Source organism: Streptomyces sp. MMBL 11-1 (genome assembly GCF_028622875.1).
Classification (GTDB): domain Bacteria; phylum Actinomycetota; class Actinomycetes; order Streptomycetales; family Streptomycetaceae; genus Streptomyces.
Map to the genome: position 1 here is coordinate 15,833 of NZ_CP117710.1, position 15,905 is coordinate 31,737.

A 15,905-nucleotide genomic window follows, 5' to 3' on the forward strand; every position below is an offset into this window, starting at 1 on the left:
TGGATCCCGATCCTGTAGCGGGCGATCCCGCCCCACGCCCACCAGATCGTCCTCCACCACCGGCCTGTTCGAGCCCCACTACCGCCGCATGACCCCCGCCCAGCGCGGAGCCCGGCGGGCCCGGGACCGTAACCGTCCAGCCGGCTCAGCGTTGAGGAGGCGGAGTCCTCAACCCCCTTCTCGCCGCTGCCTGCTGGAGTTGCCCGTGCCGGTCCACACGGCCCCACCCGCGACCGACCCCGCCCCCGCCCCCGCCGAGGGGCGCGGCCCGGTCGAACAAGCCGTCGTGGCCGACGCGCTCGCCGCGGCCGGGCCCGAGACCCTGGTGCGCACCGACATCCCCCAACCCGACGGCAGGGTACGCCTGTACGCGTCCTGGACCGACCGCAGCGGGCCCCTGGCCGACCGCATCGACCGCCTGGCGCTCGCGCGCGGCCTGGACGCCTGGTCCTGGGTCGAGATCCTCACCCACCACCAGCACACCACCCACCGCGGCCGGATCGAGGTACGCACCCACCCGCTCCGGCAGGTCCTCGCCGACGTCGAACGCGGCCACCACGGCAACGAGGAACACCGGGCGAACTTCGCCCGACTGCTGGCCGACAACGCCGAACAGGCCGGCCGGCCACCGCTGCCCGCGCCCGGCCTCCCCGCATGGCCCGGCATCGGCCCCCGCCACCGGCAGCGGACATCCGCCCCCGCCACCCAACCGCACCGACCCGGCCCCTGAGAGGACCCCCACAGTGCCCACGAAAATCGGCAGCAGCTCCGGCTTCCGACGCCCTGCTCACCGAGCTAGTCGGCCCCACCGGCCGTCGTTGCCAGCCTCGACACCTACCCGACCCGCTGGGCGGGATGCCACACCGGTAGTCCCGGCCGCCGCCCCGGTGGCAGGTTCGGACCATCGCCCGCAGGGGCTCACCACATCGGTCTGTACCGCAGTACCGTGATGCGCCACACCTCTGTCTCGCACGTGGATGGAAGCAGGATGTCATGACCAGCGCACCGGACTACAGCCACGGCATCAACGCCGAGCGCGCCCTGAAGTTCGCCGTGCAGCGGATCCGTGGGGATCGCGTCCAGATCATCGAGGGGATCATCGAACCGGTGTCACCGACGTGGGACCACGAGCGCGCCGCGAAGCTCGTACGCCGTCAGATCGAGAACCGGGTGGACGAGCTCGGCTGCGTCGAAGGGTCCGGGAATCTGGATCTGCCCGGCTCGTCGAACTGGTACATCCCCGATATCGCTGTCGTGCCGGAGGAACTGGCGAAGGGAGGCAGCGCGCTTCTCCCCGACCAGACACTGCTGATCGTGGAAGTGACGTCCGAGTCGAACGCGGAGACGGACCGGATCGTCAAGCGGCGCAGGTACGCCGAGTACGGCGCGCCGCTGTACCTGCTCGTCGACCGCATCGACCACAGCGTGACGCTGTTCTCGGAACCGGGAAAGCTGGGATACACCCGCGTGGACGGACCCTACCCGTTCGGGACGGTCGTCCGTCTTCCGGCACCGTTCGAACTCGACATCGACACGAGCGCGCTCACCTGACCCGGCAACGTCAGCGCCACGACGGGGATCAAAGGCGCGTGACAGCCCAGCGGCCGGCGCTGGCCGGTTCCGTCGACGGAAAGGGAAAGGCGAGGGTGACGGCGCAGCGGTCCCACGAGACCACGGCAGGACCCAGGGCCGCGCCCCGCGGGCAGCGAGCGGGCCGGGGCAAGGCGGCGGCGCTGGCGCGGAGGTCGAGCCGGGGCACGGCGAGCCAGCGAGGACGACGGACGGCGGCGGGGTAGACAGCGCATCGCGCGGCGGCGCGGCAGACGGCCGCCGCCGCGGACCGAGATGCAGCGGACGGCCGCGAACGGTGTCCACACCGTGCACTTCGGGTCGAAGGACGCCCGGAACGGTTGGGCTGTGAGCGTGCTGATGCTCCTGGTGCTCGTGAACAGCCAGCGCACACGGGCCAGCGAGGATCAGAGGGCCAGCGGCGGTCACCCGCCTTCCCCCGGCCTGCAGCAGCGCACTCCCACGGACCCGAAGACAGGCGACCAGCACCCGCCCGGCCAGCACCACGCCTCAGGCCCGCACCGAACGACGGGCCACGGACAGCGACGGCGGGCGGCGGGGCGCCGGCGCGGGGGTCGAAGCGGGGTGCAGCGGACGGTGGGATCATCATGCGAGACGACACCTCAGCACCCCAGGAGACTTCAGTGGATCAGGAACAGTGCTGGCGGCGGGTGCTGCTCTGGCAGCGCAGGTTCCTGCTCGCGGCCTTCGCCGTCGGCGTCGCGGGCGGCGCGGTCGCGGCACGTTCCGGTGACGGGCTCCCGGCCGGGCAACTCGCCGCAGTCGCCGTCATCGCCTCGGCCGGCCTGGTCTGGAACGCCCGTCACCTTCGGCGGCAACACAGGGCCTCCCGGACTCCCGTCGACACACCCTCGGGCGAAGCGACATAACTGCGACATTCCACCTGTACGACCTGCTGAAGCCCTTGAGCACCAGCGACCGCGCAGCCGCGCGGGATGGCTGACGGCGATGCTGGGCGAGGGCGAGCTGTCGCCCTCGGACCGCACCGCCGCCGAGGCGATCACGGCGGGAAGCACGCTGTCGTACGGGCGGCACGCCAGCGGTGCCTCCCTGGCCGCCGGGGCTAACGGCACGACGAGCAACGGGCGACGAGCAGCGGCTCGGCCAACGGACCCCCCGGCACCAGATGAACACGCATTACCCTCGGTGCAGGTCATGCGGGGGACACCACGCGCGCTGTGCAACCGCCCGAGCCTGGCCGCCGAGCGGGATGGCTGCGAGCTGCTCCCAGGTGATCGTCTTGGAGGTGCTGTCCGCGGTGACATCGACCAGCTGCACCTCGGTGACATGCAGGGGCGCGTGGCTGGGGCGAACCCGGCGCAGGATGCGCTGGGCATCGTCGGAGGACGCCTCCCCGCGCGCGTACGAGATAGTGAGGTGCTGGAGGCCCCATGGGTAGCGCACCGCGTCGTCGCCGCGGACCGTGCGGATGGCCTCACGGGCGGCGCGGTGGAGGGCAGCAAGCTGGTCGTCCGGGTGGAGGTCCGCGATCACCCCTGTGGAAGTCGCGGCACAGGGCGTGTCCCCCGCAGGTCGTGTCACTTTCCGCGTGGCCGACCGAGCGGTGTCTGTCGTATTGGATGCCGCGCCCCGGTGTCGCATTCGAGCACTCCAAGCTCTTCCCGATGTGTCCGGCATCACATCTCGGAGCCGAGCGGGATCGGAGGGGCAATGGGCTCCCAAGTGATCGTCTTCTTCTCTGAGCTGGCCGTGACGTCGACCAGCTCGATGGAGTCCACGCGGAGCGGGGCGTGGCTTGGCCGGACGCGGCGCACGCGTCGATGAATCTGGTGGAAGTGATCCAAGGACACCTCGGCCGTGGCGTACGACTCAGTCAGGTGGAGCACTCCGGACTCGTACGTCGTCGCGTCGGCCCCGTAAACGAGCTCGAAGGCCCGGGTGGCGGCGGTGCGCAGAGCGTTCAGCGGCTCGTCCGGCCCAAGGTCAAAAAGAATCCCGGTGGGGTACGCCAGAGGACTTCCAGCGGTGATGGTGAACGGGGCGATGGAGTGCATCTGCTTGGACAACTCGGCAGCGAGGGCCTCGCGTTCAGCTTCCGGGACATCGCGGGCATGTCGTGAACTCAGCTGGTACAGCGTGATGTGGAACCACTCGTCGCCGACGTGGGTCAGGGGGTCGTCCTTCGTCGCGTTGCGGACGCCGCGAATGAGCTCGGCGAGCTCCGGATTTTGGCCGAGATCGACGGTGACGTAGGCGTGGAGCAAGGACGGCGTACGTCCGGCTTCCCACAAGTCTTTGCCCTGCTGAAACGTGAACGGCTTCATCATGAGCCACCGTACCGACGCGACCTCCAAGTCCGGTGGCAAAATGCCGGGTTGTCATCTCCATAACGCTCGGAGACAGGCTTACGCGAGGGCTGTCGCCCGTGTCCTCAGTTCTTGGGCTTCGGGCAAGTTCGGGAAGCGGCGGAGACGCACACGCATGTCCTGGATTGCGGCGCGGACCTTGACGGAGCGAATGCCATCGGCGCAGTCAAGGAAGTCAGCCCAGGTGGACAGGGCGCCATCCACGTGCCTTGGCGTAGGCGGACGCCGCCGAGGTCGGCCAGGACGATGGCGCGGGTGCGGCGGCGGTCAAGGCCGTGGATCTCGAGGGCAGGGCGTAGGTGTTCTTCGGCGGCGGTGAGGTCGCCGAGGCGGGTGTGGATCATCGCGGCTTCGTGGGCCCAGCGGCCGGGTGAGTAGTGGGCTGCCCACGAGTCGCCAGTGCCGGTTGGGGGCTTGCCGATGGCGGTCTCGGCGAGGGCGAGGTGCTGGGTGGCGAGCGTGCGGTCGTTGTCTTGGGCGGCGGCGTTGGCGAGGGTGGCGTTGTAGTAGGCCACGGCGCGTGGGTTCTGCAGAGTTCGGCCGTAGTTGACGCAGGCTTCGCTGAGCTGGACGGCACCTGACCTGCGTGAGCCGCCGTCCGCGATACGGTGCCTGGCAGACCACGCCAGGGGAAGGACGACGCTCATGGAGTTCCGGCCCATCACACGGACCCCCGGGGCATTCCAGCAGTCCGTGACCGCTGACGACATCGAGGCGATCTGCCGCCGCGCCTTCGGGCCGGACACCAAGGTGGCGTCCGCGGCCGAACTCGGCACCGGGATGTACAACTCGACGTACCGGGTCACCGTCGCGGGCCGGGAACAGGCGGTGATTGTTCGGATCGCCCCCGAGCCCGAGCGCCAGTTCACCTCGGAGCGGGCATTGATGCGCAACGAGTACGCGAGCCTGCCGTATCTCCCGGCGCTCGCGCCTCTTCTGCCGCGCGTCCTCGTCGCCGACTTCACCCACGAGGTCGTCGGCCGGGACTACATGGTGCAGTCGTTCCTCGACGGCGTCCCGGCGACCGAGCACCTGCGCACGTACCCGCGGTCGCTGTGGCCGGTGTACTACCGGCAGCTCGGCAAGATCGCGCGGCGTGTCCACGACGTCCCTGGTCCTGCCTTCGGCCCGATCGCCGGCCCCGCATTCGGCAGGTGGAGCGAGGCGGTCGTGACGTCCTTGGAGGACATCGCCACAGACCTGGAGGGCGTCGGCCTCGACGCATCCGATGTACGCAAGGTCATCACGGCTGCACGCCGCCACCAGGCCGTCCTCGATGAGATCACCGAGCCCCGGATGCTGGCTGGGGATCTGTGGCTCCCCAATACACAGCTTGATCATCAGGCCCCGGAGCCCGTGATCACTGGCGCGTACGACTTCGACCGGACCTGTTGGGGCGATCCGGCGGCTGATTGGACCATCCGCATGGTCACGGCCAAATCTGACGAGCGCACGACGTTCTGGGACACCTATGGCTCCTTGGACCAGTCCGAAGCCGCAGCCTGGCGTTCGAAGATCTACGAAGCCCGGCACCTCGGCGCCATCCGTCTCGAGCGACACCGCCTCGGCAATGCGGACGGCGTCCGGGACAGTTACGACACGTTCGCGGGCATTTTGGCCGCCGTGGTCTGAAGTCCGGTCCGACCGTCAGCGGTGACGAGCCGGAAGCTTCAGATCCCTGTTGTAGGCCACCGTGTGGAGGCCGATAGCCCCGGGCGCCCGAAGCGACGTACGGGTGGCCTCACGCTGTTGCCCCCTCCTGGTCAGTTCAGACCGAAGGACTCCTCCAGTTGGTGCTGAACCTGCAGCGCTTCCTGCCTGCCCGCAGCGGAGAGAGCATCGAGGAGACGACGGGCGCGTTCAGCGTCAGGCCCCGTGCGATGGACGTCGTCGGATAGGACCTGTGCGAGGAACGGCACGACCCGGCGCGCCGAGACGGCGACGGCATCCGACCGGTCACCCAAGACGTCGAGCACGAGGCTGACCTCCTGGCCGCTGAACAGGCCGTGGGCGTCGAGAACGTCCAGGAGGCGGTCGGCCAGATGCGGCCGGGCTTTGTGGAGAGGAGCCCACGCACGGATGAGATCGCGCGCCTGCGCAGGCGTCCAGGGCACTCCGCGCGCCGGTAGCGGCAGCAGCGCCTGCCCGAGCGCCTTGCTGCCCCGGGATGCGAAGCGGTCCAGCATGCCTGGCCACATCACGAGAAGCTTCCGGACGCGCGCCGGGCTGGTGGCCTGCTGTGCGAGGGCGCTGAGAAGCCCCGCGAGCGCGTGCGGGTCCGAATCGAACACGTTCAGGTATGCCTCGAGCCGGGCCTGGTCGCCGTCCAGAGCGAGCTCGGCGGTGATCGTGTCGTGGGTGTCTCGCCACTCTGCTGAGTGGCTGGCCATCGCTTCGGACTGCCGTATCCAGGTGAGCCGGTCGTGATGGGCCATCGCCTCGGCAAGGTGCCGAGCTGCCCCGCTGTGCGGGCAGTCGAAGTTGGCGGCGAGGTAAGCGGCTGCTGCGGCTGCGGCGACGAGCCGGAGATCCACGAACGGTACGGCCTCGGTGAGGGCGGCATCCACCGGCCCAGTGAGCCGAAATGGCCGTCGGGGGGTGTACATGTCTTCCTGGGCCGTCAGGCCGGCGGTGACCACCATCTCGGTCAACGCGTTGAGGCTCGTAGTGTGCAGGGCGTCGTCCGGGCCGGTGCACACCCCCGCGCTCCACAGCTGGGTGATCGCCGAACACAGCAGCGACCGCACCTCAATGTAGGCGCTGCCAGCGAGCTGGAGCACGGCCGCGCGTACGGTTTCCTCGGCGGTGTCGGCCTGTTGGAAAAGTGCTGGGGCTGCCACGAGGACTGGCAGGGCCGTTGCCGCCGAGCGGTCTGCAGCCCGGGGATCAACGGATTCGTGTACTACGTCGCAGTCGGCCGTGACAGCGGATGGCGTGGCCTCGGCTGCTGTGAGCAGCTCGTTCGCCGCCCATCGCACCTGCTCAGGCTCCACCCCGCCGGCTGTTGCGTTCGCTGACCGCAGGACGACGGCTGCAACCATGGGGCCGATGGCGTCCAGTTCCTTCGGCCGGCCGCTTGGTGAGAGCCGGTGAACGCGGTCGAGGGCCTCCCAGCGCTCGAACAGCCCCCGCGCATCCGCCTTGCCGTCACCATCGCGAGCGACTTCGGCATCACGCAGCAACGCGAACCGCTCGACGAACTCCCGGAAGGCGGCACCACCGTCCGACTGCTCCATGCGTCTGCGGTTGACGGCTTCGTTCACCAATGCACGGCCGTCGCGGTCCGGGACAGTCACGGTCCCGGGGACTGCCCGACCGTCGCTGTCGGGGAGAGTCACGATCCGGTAGTTCGAACTGTCCAGTAGCAGCGCCGCCTCCGCGATCACGCCATCCGAAGCCGCGTCGCCCTCACCGGTGGTGCCACGGTGCTGCTCGTGCTCGGCCGTCAAGCGGCGTCCCATCTCCCGGAAGGCGTCCTGCCGTTCGGCGGACGCGCGCAGGACGATCAGCGGAACCGCGTAGGTCAGCTGCACGGCATTGGAGGACGGCAGCGCCCACAGATCCGACTGGCCGAGCACCGGATCCAGTTCGTCGGTGACACGCCGGGCATGGAGGGCCAGCACCCCTGCGGCGACGGCCACCAGGGCGATACTGCGCCCGCAACCGAGTACCCGCTGCATCAGCTCTCCAAGGCTGGCCCCCGCCGCCGCCTGGGCGTGGGCCCAACGGCGCAGCGCGGCGAGCGCCGCGATCGCCGGTCCCGGCCCCAGCGCCCCGGCCCACGGCCATTCCCACGACCGGGCGGTGCCTGCGAACACAGCCTCGCCCTGATCGAGCGGCCAGACCAGCGAGTACTCCCGGCGTCCGCGCTCTGTCTCGATGCGCGTGACCGCTTCGGTGGCGGCATCGGCGACCTGCCCGATCAGGAGCAGGCCCTGGTCCGGCGCATGCGTGAGGAGAGCGCCGAACGGTCCGAGCTCAGCGGGGTCCGGTGCGTCGGCCGGAATCCACGGCGGAACCGAGGGCGTCGTGAACGGCGCGACGGGTTTCGGCCGGTAGCGAGATGGCCAACCTATGTCGCGCACACCTTCCCGAAACGGAACCGGCATGAGGCTATCGGGATGCTCCACGTAGACGGAGTGCGCCATGAGCGCGAGCAGCTCCGGTTCGTGGCGGGCGAGGTTGGTGGCAAGACGCTGCTCTTCCACAACACGCTGTACCTCTGCGGGGGCGTGGTTCGAGAGATGCTCGAAGAGCTGCCGACTGGTCGCGTCCAGGTGCTGGGCCGTGCAGGCGAGCGCGATCGCCGTCGGCGCGGCTGTGTCGGCTCCGTTGTGGAACCATCTGGTCACCGCGTGAGGCACACGAGCAGCCAGGTCATCGTCTATCCCGTCGGCCGCCGCCGGCAGCCATCTGCCCAGCAGTCGCAGTGCGCCGCCTGCTGCGACATCGTCAAGGTCGTCGGCGTGGAGGGTCAGAAACCTGAGGATCGGCAGGGCAGCCACGACGCTGCGCAGTCGGAGCCGGGCCGCAGTCACCAGCGCGCGGCCGCCGTCGGCCAGCAGCTCATCGTCCAGCCCCGCCAGGACCGGCTCCGGGTGGCCGAGCTCGAACAGCGCTTCGAAGGGAAGGTCCTGCCATCGAGCGCCGTCCAGCTCGGACAGTTCCTGTGCGGCGGTTGTGATCCACCTCCAGGCGGCCAGGACCTTGGCAGGGGAACGGCGTCCTGCGCGGGCCAGGCGCAACTGAGCCGCGATCCGGATACCCCGCAGCAGCCGCCGTGGCTGCCGCACGGCAGCCACGGCCGGCGCCGACTCCTCGCACAGCAGGAAGGCGACGGCGTAGTCCAGCATCGCATCGTGAGCGAAGCCGAGCTCGGATCGCTTCTGCTTCAGGATGCCGTCGCTGACAAGGCCGTACTTCGCCGGACCGGTGCCGGACTGCGGCAGGCGTGCGAACCGCTGCCCATTGACGACGACGGCCTCCGACAAGTCCAGGTACACATCGCTGCGATCGTCGGGGTGTCCCAGCCCGGGACGCTCGCTCCCTCCCCGGCGCACCAAGTGGTCGTACACGAAGTCGGCGACATCCTCCTCACCGAGAATCTGCTGGGGGTTGGCTCCCACATCGAGCAGCCTCACCAGCAGGTCTACCGTGTAGAGGGTGCGCAGCAGCTGGGCCGGACGAGGCAAGCGCTCCATCGGGGCCAGGGCCGGGAAGGCGTCCAGGACTTCGCGGAGCTCGCCGTCCGAAAGACCGCCGATCCGCATCCTCTCGACCCGCCCGTCCCTGGCTGCCAGATACTCACTCACGTCATCGGCGGCCTGCTCGCGGGCGACCGCGACCACATGCCAAAGCGGCTCGCCCTCCTCGTCGCGGGGCAGCAACGAGAGCAGGCGTCTGAGAAGTTTCCCGCCGTCGGACAGGGCTTGTTCGGCGCCGTCGATGACGAACACGCGGCGGCCGGTCGGGGCACCGCGCAGGGCAGTAGCGAGGCGTCCTGGTCCCCCGAGTTCACCGTCGATGTCGGCGACCGTCCCCCAGGTGTGCTCGGTGAGCGAGAAGCCGACCACCGTCACCTGGTCCTGCTGCCGTATCTCTCCGGCGACTGCGCGGGTGAGCGCGCTCTTCCCCGTGCCCGCAGGGCCGGTCACGAGCACCAGCTTGTGCGCGTCGATGGTGCTGGCGAGCTTGGCCCTCAGCGCGACGCGGTTGAGCTTTCGGTTCCTGCCGAGCCGGTCCCTCACCTGCGGCCGGCTCAGGAAGACATCCGTCCACTCCTCGACCGCTTCCAGCTCAAGGCGAGCCGGTGGATCCCCGCGCAGCACCAGCCCCTTGGCCGACAGTCGGTTCCGGAGCATCTGCCGGTCGACAGACCCGCTACGCGGCCCCCACTCTTCCGCTAGGTCCTCGATGATCCGGAACACCTCGGGGGCGTCATAGTCGGCGCCCGCCGGGATCAGCCGCTCTTCCAGCGCAGCACACAGTGCGGTGTACCGGGCGCCGGGGCCCTCGGGCTCGATCTGGACGACAAGGCGCCGCACAATCCGAAACGCGGTGAGTTCCACCAACTCCGGCACCAGAGCCGAGCCGCCGGACTTCGTCATGGCGTCGGTGATCGTCGTCTTCAGATGCTTCCACACACGGTGGTACTGCCCCCCGAGTGGCGGCAGCGCCTCCTGGAGGAAATTCTCAAGCGAGGCTTGCGCCGCGGCGGTGGCTGCGAGCTCACGCAGGTCTTCCAAGTCCTTGGACGGGCCGGTGGCGGTCACACCGAAACGGCGGCGCTCCGCGTCGACATCGTCACCGAACCGTTCCAGGCTCTCCAGGCACTGGCTGATCAGGCCCTTCCATGCCTTCGCCGACGGCACAATCTCCAGTGTGCGCTTGATCTGCCGTTCGAGAACGAGCAGGTACGGGCCCTTCCAATTGCTCACGACGACGTCGTCGAGGGGAGCCATGGACGCCTTTTGCAGCTCCACCGCATCCGGAATGACCTCAAGTCCAGGGACAGGTACGCAGCACAGCAGCGCCACCAGATCCAACGCCGCGGCACGGTACTCGAAGACCGTGCCGGCACCACCCGAAGAGATCGGGGACGCACCCTCCGCCACCTGTACGTCCCTTCCCCGGCCGTATGGCCGATCGCTGCCTCACGCTGATGAGGAAGCGTAGCGAGCTCAGCCAACTAGCGAAGCTTGTACGGGTTATGGGGCCCCTCGAACATACATGCCGAACCTGATCAGCATGGTCACGGCGCGCATCCACTGAGCTGATCTACCACCACCCCACCGTCCGTACCGCGTACTGCGGTCGAGGACAGAACCGGCCTGGTCCACCGGGTCCAGAGTGTCAACGGCGGCTACGACAGCGAGATCGCGGTCCGGCTGACGCTATCGTCGGGCTCCGTGACGCCAGGCACGGAGCCCGACAACATCACTCCCGACATCCGACTTGCCTAGTGAACGGTCCACAGGTCGCCGGTCAGCAGGCTCGGCTCGGCGACCTCGTCCAGCACGGCGCGGTCGTGCGCGGCCGCCGCGGCGACCTTCCGCACGTCGGCCGCGTCCAGGCCGGCGTCGTCCAGGTCGGCGGCGATCTCCTCCAGCGACGTGATCATCGCCTCGCTCCAGGTCCCGTACCCCGGGCCGTTGACGGGCCCGACGTGCGGGCCCCGCACGTCGTGCACGGAGCGGGTGATGGCGCCCAGTTGCCGGAAGAACGTCGGCCACACGGTGCGCGGGTATGTTCCCAGTTGCTCCGGAGCCGGGACGCCGTCCAGGTACGTCTGGATCATTCAGTCCCGGCCGATCACCTCGTGCGACCAGTCCGCCGCGATCACGCGTGGCATCAGCGGCGCGATCACTGCCAGCCAGGGCACGGAGGCGTATTCGTTGCGCATCAACTGCTGCTCGGAACGGAACTGGCTGCCCGGCTCCGGCGCCACCCGCAGGATTACCGGCCTGTCCTGGCCGGCCAGCTCGACCTTGTACGTGCTGTTGTACATGCCCAGGCCCAGCTCGACGGCGGACAGCAGGCGGGACTCGGGACCGAAGGCCCGGTCGCACACCGCCTTGATCTCCTCGGGGGGCAGCGACTGCTGGAACGCTCCAGTGGTGCGCTTGACCGGACGGAACTCCATACGACTCCTTACTACGGCGCTCAAACTCGGCGCCTTGGCGTGGCCCTGCACCGTGCCCTTGCTGATGCTATCGAGGGCGGCTGAACCGGAGCCTCAGCCGCAGCGAGACGGTGCCTCCTGGCGTTGAGAATCCCAAAGGACCTTCAACGCCAGGGTTGTCTCAATTACATGAGCCGTACGGTGCCTTGCGGCTCGCGCTGTGCGGCAGCTGCCGCACAGCGCCGGCTCCCGCGACCTGTCGGCGCAGTCGTTCGATCTCGTCGTGCTGGGCGGCGAGCCGAGAAATGCCCAGAGCCTTGAACTCGGAGAGGGCTTCAATCTTTTGATCGCGGGCGAGAATCCGAGTCTTCAAGGTGGCGACCTCGGCCTTGAGCCGCTCGATCTGTGCGTCGCGCGGGTCAATGATCTCACCGGCTTCTTGAAGCTCGGCGCGTCGGCGTTCGAACTCCTCGGCCAGATGCTGGTAGGTGCCGGGGCGCGCGGTGCCGTCGCGATTCTTCTTCGGGTAGAAGCCGGTGCGGGTGATACCGGCAAGAGAGGCGAGCGTCTTGAGGTCGCACTTGCCGCCCGGCGGGAGGTCTCCACCCAGCAGCCGTTCCATCGCGGCGCGGACGGCGGCTTCGTTGCGGTTCCGGTCGGTGGCGGTGAGCCGGGCCGTGTCAGTCGGCTCCCACGAGGTGCGCGCTGGTAGCGGAGTCGATCTCGGCGACGACGCGAAGTGCGCGGTCGCGCTCAGGTTCGAGGCGCTTGCGCTCGCCCTTCGCGACGCGGCGGTTGGTGATGAAGTCCTCGATGGCGTCGGCCTGACGAGCCCACAGGGGCCGGTGGCAGGAGTGATGGGCGGCCTGCGGGCAGCGGGCGGAGTCGCACATGCCGATCAGGGGCTTCGTCGAGTTCGGGGTGCCGGCCAGCTTCAGGCACAGTGCCTTGGACGGGTCGCAAAACCAGCAGAAGTTCGCCGGGCCGATGTGGCGAGTGGCGGCCAGCTTGCGCAGGAGACTTTCCAGGTGGGCGTCGTCCTCAAGGATCTTCGGCGGCGTGCGCGCGGCTTCGTGTAGTACCGCGTCGATGTGGGCGAACAACTCGATGAGGCTTCTCGCACCCGGTCCCGCGGGCATCTGCCCGTTCTCGAACTCGCGGAACGCCTCAACGGTCAGGGCGACCTGGTTCTCCTCGTCAGCGGCTTCGACCTCGGCGAGGAAGAGCCGCTGTGAGCCACCGGGGCGCGCGGCGTATCCCTCCGTTGTGGCCACGCTGATGTGCTTGAGAGCCAACTCGTTGCCGGTCGCTACCGGTAAAGCGGGTCCTCCGGGTCGTGGATCTCGAAAGGCCGGTCGGAGGCGCGCTCAGCGTTGCGGATCGAGAGCCGCGCCGACGTCTCCGCCATCACGATCTCTACCATCTCCGGAGGGCGCGGCAGCAGCACGCCGAGCGGAAACCCGTCGGGCAGCGCGCTCCGGTCGAGGTTCTCCAGCCACCAGCGCATCCAGCCGTAGAGGGCCGACGCGTAGAATTCCGGCAGTCCGCCCTTCGCATGTACGTGCACGGTGTACCCAACGGGCTGCCACACCGACGGCGGCTGTACGCGCACCCACACCAGAGCGCTGTGGCGGCCGGTGACAGCACCGACTACCAAGGCCCCAGGGTGTGCACACACCGCGTCCTCAAGAACGTCGAACGCGCCGTTGGGCGACGGGACGTTGGTCGCGTCCACCACGAGGACGGATGCGCTCTCCTTGATCCCCGGCCCGGAGTTCGGCGGTGCCATCAGATGCAGAGCGGGCCCGTTTTCTCCCTCCTCGGCCGACAGATCGCGGAGGGTCACGTGAACGCGAAGGAGCTCTGCCGAGGGCGAGACGCGAGTCTCCAACCTCCACGCCGTCAACACGCTTCCCGCTGCCTTGCCCATCGGTCCCCCTCGTAGCCTGCCCGGTGTCCGTAGCCATCGTTCCCGCTCCGGCCCGGGAAAGGAACAGGGACACCAGCCTTTCCGGCCTGTGCCGTTGTGGCTACTGAACGGCTGCGGTGTGAAGGGGTGTGCGCCAGGTCGTGGGGAGGCTGCACCACTAGGCCCCTTCGGGGTGCGCGCACTTCCCGGGCATCCCGGGGCCGGATGAACGGTCCGCACGAACCCGAGGACAACACCCGGACGACCCGAACACGCCCCGGCCGACGCGGCCGGTGAGGCGCTCGGCGTACGCGGTTCAGTCAGCCCGGCCGGGCACGGGCGCAGCGCACCGCGGCGAGCTGCGGCCGAACCCGCCGGCGGCCACGCCTGGGCGGTTCATCCGACCGGGGGAACCCGGACACGTCAGCTGTGCCGGGCGTGGCGGGGTGTTCTACCGTGAGCCCGGCAGCAGCTGCCGGGGCCGTCCAGGGTCCTTGTCAACACACTCACGGGTCCCGGTCCGACGGTGTGACAGAAGCCCGGTGACCGGGTCTGATCTGCTGTGTCCGGTCCTGTTCCTCCGAGCCGTCGGCCGCCGGGAGCACGGTACTTGGAGCGTCATGCCCACCGAATTCCGCCGTCTCCAGCACGCCGCTCGCGCGCTGAAACTCACCTACCAGCAGCTCCTCGCCCGCTACCACGCCGACCAAGGCCCCGACGCGCCCCGATCAGGAGCCCTCGCCTGGGCGCAGCAAGAGGTCAAACGCATGGCGCGGCACGAGCTGCACACCAGCGTCGCCGCCGCCCAACAGCGCCGCAGCTGGGACACCCTCGCTCTCCGTCTCGAACCCGGCGTCCACGCCCGGCTCATGGCCCGCGTCGACGCCGACCGTATGTCAGCGCCCCATACCGTCTTCGGCCTCAACGTCGACCGTGCGCGAACGCCCGGTGCCGTCCTCAGCCACCACCTCAGCTTCACCTCTGGGACAGCGCCCCGTGTGGACCCGGGCCACTACCTCGACGCCGCCCTGCGCACCGCCCCCCGCCACCGGGCAGGACAGCTCGGCTGCCTACGCGACTTCCTCACCACCCACGGCGTCCCCCTCACCCCGGGCCGCCAAGGCCTCTACCGCCTGGGCCCGCGAGCCCGCGAAGTAGTCACCGCCCTCAAGTCCCCCCACGCCCCGGACCCACTCCCCCGCCACCAGACGAACGCCGTGATCACGGCCCTCACCGCCCGCTACCTCGACCACCTCGACAACCAGCACCCCCGGTAACCACCCTCCACCCGGGCAGCACGACGCGGCCGGGGCGACGCACGAACCGCTGGAGGAGCCTCGCCGGCAACGACGCTCCTCCAGCGGGACGGCACGACCACAGCGGCCCGCAGGCGCAACGGCGCCCGAGCCCTACACAGAGCGGGCGAGCCCCGTGCGCGGAGTGCCCAGCACGGAACGCCAGCGCGGCCGGGTGCCCGTCCGCCCCCGCCGCGTCCGCGGACACCGGGTGGCGGATCGGCCGCGTCATCTACCGCTCGCCGGTGGATCCGTACACATCGCCGGTCACGCCCGCCACCTGGCCGGACCCGCCGGACGCGCGCTCCGGGAGCGGCCGGGAGTGAGCAGCCCGCCCGAGACCGCCCGCGCCGTCGACGATCCCGGCCAGGTACCCAACCCCCGGCACGGGCACGGCAGCAGAACCTCCTGGAAGACCGTGCGCGGGCCCGCGACGACCACCAGAACGCCGCCCGCGGACCGGGGCGCCGGGCGCGTCCGCACACCGATCACCGGCCCGCGCGCCCCGTCCCGGCCGCTGTCGCTCAGCGGCCGGACCTCTGACCTGGGAACTGCCGTCGATGCGGTGTCCCTGGGCATCGACGCCACAGCACAGATTCCAGTAGCTACTACTTCTTCTACTTGGCCGCGCGTTGCTGGGCACGCCGAGCCGCGCGACCGGTCAGCTGCCTGCTGAAAGGTTCGAGGCTCAGCACGGACTTGGTGACGCCGCCCGTCCTGAGCGAGCGGTCGACCCGCTCCAGCGACGCTGACTGCACCGGACGACGATCCGACTGCTGGCCGTTCTCGTTCATACGTTCTCCTCGGATCGCGGTGACATTACTGAACCCTCCGGCGCGGTATGGACGAACCTACTGGAGTCACGCGTGCGCTACTGAAGTGTTCGGGCGATCCGGCACACCGAGCCCGAAGGCAACGCCTGGACTCGGTTACCGGCACTCGCGTTCCTCCAGGTGGACGAGCTCCCCGCCGCAACAGGCGGAGGACGGCGCCCTCGCTCGTGGAGCCGGTCACCAACGTCCTCGGACAACACCGGACGTTTCGGACGACACCGGACAGCCGGTCCTCGACGAGCCGCACGGGCGTACCCGCCGGGAGCAGCGGCCGATGAGCAGCGGGGCGCCGCCAAGGCGCGCGGGCCGGAAACCAGGTACCCGGCCGGG

16 protein-coding genes are annotated in these 15,905 nt (G+C 69.6%); 5 read left to right on the forward strand and 11 right to left on the reverse strand.

Annotated features, from left to right (window positions below; genetic code table 11):
- Nucleotides 1–205: 205 nt before the first annotated feature.
- The 3 genes from PSQ21_RS35430 (at nucleotide 206) to PSQ21_RS35440 (ending at nucleotide 2,459) form a co-directional block, all read left to right on the forward strand.
- On the forward strand, nucleotides 206–730 hold the full coding sequence (locus PSQ21_RS35430) for a hypothetical protein (protein ID WP_274036225.1): 525 nt from the start codon (nucleotides 206–208) through the stop codon (nucleotides 728–730).
- A gap of 263 nt (nucleotides 731–993) precedes the next feature.
- Nucleotides 994–1,551 (forward strand): Uma2 family endonuclease, encoded by a 558-nt coding sequence (locus PSQ21_RS35435; RefSeq protein WP_274036227.1) that lies wholly within the window; start codon nucleotides 994–996, stop codon nucleotides 1,549–1,551.
- A 662-nt stretch (nucleotides 1,552–2,213) separates the two neighbouring features.
- The gene (locus PSQ21_RS35440) at nucleotides 2,214–2,459 is read left to right on the forward strand and encodes a hypothetical protein (RefSeq protein WP_274036229.1); all 246 of its coding nucleotides are present in this window, start codon (nucleotides 2,214–2,216) and stop codon (nucleotides 2,457–2,459) included.
- 268 nt (nucleotides 2,460–2,727) lie between these two features.
- Here PSQ21_RS35440 and PSQ21_RS35445 read toward each other — a convergent pair whose 3' ends face one another.
- The 3 genes from PSQ21_RS35445 to PSQ21_RS35455 form a co-directional block, all read right to left on the reverse strand.
- Nucleotides 2,728–3,084, reverse strand: coding sequence for a hypothetical protein (locus PSQ21_RS35445; protein ID WP_274036231.1), 357 nt, complete (start codon nucleotides 3,082–3,084; stop codon nucleotides 2,728–2,730).
- 143 nt (nucleotides 3,085–3,227) lie between these two features.
- Nucleotides 3,228–3,878, reverse strand: a complete 651-nt coding sequence (locus tag PSQ21_RS35450; RefSeq protein WP_274036233.1) for a 2'-5' RNA ligase family protein — start codon at nucleotides 3,876–3,878, stop codon at nucleotides 3,228–3,230.
- A 104-nt stretch (nucleotides 3,879–3,982) separates the two neighbouring features.
- The gene (locus PSQ21_RS35455) at nucleotides 3,983–4,432 is read right to left on the reverse strand and encodes a hypothetical protein (RefSeq protein WP_274036234.1); all 450 of its coding nucleotides are present in this window, start codon (nucleotides 4,430–4,432) and stop codon (nucleotides 3,983–3,985) included.
- 130 nt (nucleotides 4,433–4,562) lie between these two features.
- Between PSQ21_RS35455 and PSQ21_RS35460 the strand changes: the two genes are divergently transcribed.
- On the forward strand, nucleotides 4,563–5,549 hold the full coding sequence (locus tag PSQ21_RS35460) for a phosphotransferase family protein (protein ID WP_274036236.1): 987 nt from the start codon (nucleotides 4,563–4,565) through the stop codon (nucleotides 5,547–5,549).
- Between the two features lie 131 nt (nucleotides 5,550–5,680).
- On the opposite strand, the gene PSQ21_RS35465 is transcribed toward PSQ21_RS35460, so the two are convergent.
- The 6 genes from PSQ21_RS35465 to PSQ21_RS35490 form a co-directional block, all read right to left on the reverse strand.
- On the reverse strand, nucleotides 5,681–10,531 hold the full coding sequence (locus PSQ21_RS35465) for a hypothetical protein (protein WP_274036237.1): 4,851 nt from the start codon (nucleotides 10,529–10,531) through the stop codon (nucleotides 5,681–5,683).
- Between the two features lie 344 nt (nucleotides 10,532–10,875).
- A complete protein-coding gene (locus PSQ21_RS35470) occupies nucleotides 10,876–11,214 on the reverse strand; it encodes a hypothetical protein (protein WP_274036239.1) in 339 nt (112 codons plus the stop codon).
- Nucleotides 11,215–11,559, reverse strand: a complete 345-nt coding sequence (locus PSQ21_RS35475; RefSeq protein ID WP_274036241.1) for a hypothetical protein — start codon at nucleotides 11,557–11,559, stop codon at nucleotides 11,215–11,217.
- A gap of 160 nt (nucleotides 11,560–11,719) precedes the next feature.
- The gene (locus PSQ21_RS35480) at nucleotides 11,720–12,160 is read right to left on the reverse strand and encodes a hypothetical protein (protein ID WP_274036243.1); all 441 of its coding nucleotides are present in this window, start codon (nucleotides 12,158–12,160) and stop codon (nucleotides 11,720–11,722) included.
- Nucleotides 12,161–12,218: 58 nt separating this feature from the next.
- Complete coding sequence (locus tag PSQ21_RS35485) at nucleotides 12,219–12,812, reverse strand: hypothetical protein (protein WP_274036245.1); 594 nt, start codon at nucleotides 12,810–12,812, stop codon at nucleotides 12,219–12,221.
- Between the two features lie 35 nt (nucleotides 12,813–12,847).
- Entirely contained in the window at nucleotides 12,848–13,468 is a 621-nt protein-coding gene (locus PSQ21_RS35490; protein ID WP_274036247.1) for a hypothetical protein, read from the reverse strand.
- Nucleotides 13,469–14,067: 599 nt separating this feature from the next.
- Here PSQ21_RS35490 and PSQ21_RS35495 point away from each other — a divergent pair.
- Complete coding sequence (locus PSQ21_RS35495) at nucleotides 14,068–14,724, forward strand: hypothetical protein (RefSeq protein WP_274036249.1); 657 nt, start codon at nucleotides 14,068–14,070, stop codon at nucleotides 14,722–14,724.
- Between the two features lie 250 nt (nucleotides 14,725–14,974).
- Here the strand turns inward: PSQ21_RS35495 and PSQ21_RS35500 are convergent, their stop codons facing one another.
- Both PSQ21_RS35500 and PSQ21_RS35505 read right to left on the reverse strand, forming a co-directional pair.
- Nucleotides 14,975–15,136: a hypothetical protein gene (locus tag PSQ21_RS35500; protein WP_274036251.1), complete on the reverse strand. Its 162-nt coding sequence runs from the start codon at nucleotides 15,134–15,136 to the stop codon at nucleotides 14,975–14,977.
- 223 nt (nucleotides 15,137–15,359) lie between these two features.
- Entirely contained in the window at nucleotides 15,360–15,536 is a 177-nt protein-coding gene (locus PSQ21_RS35505; protein WP_274036253.1) for a hypothetical protein, read from the reverse strand.
- Between the last annotated feature and the right edge of the window lie 369 nt (nucleotides 15,537–15,905).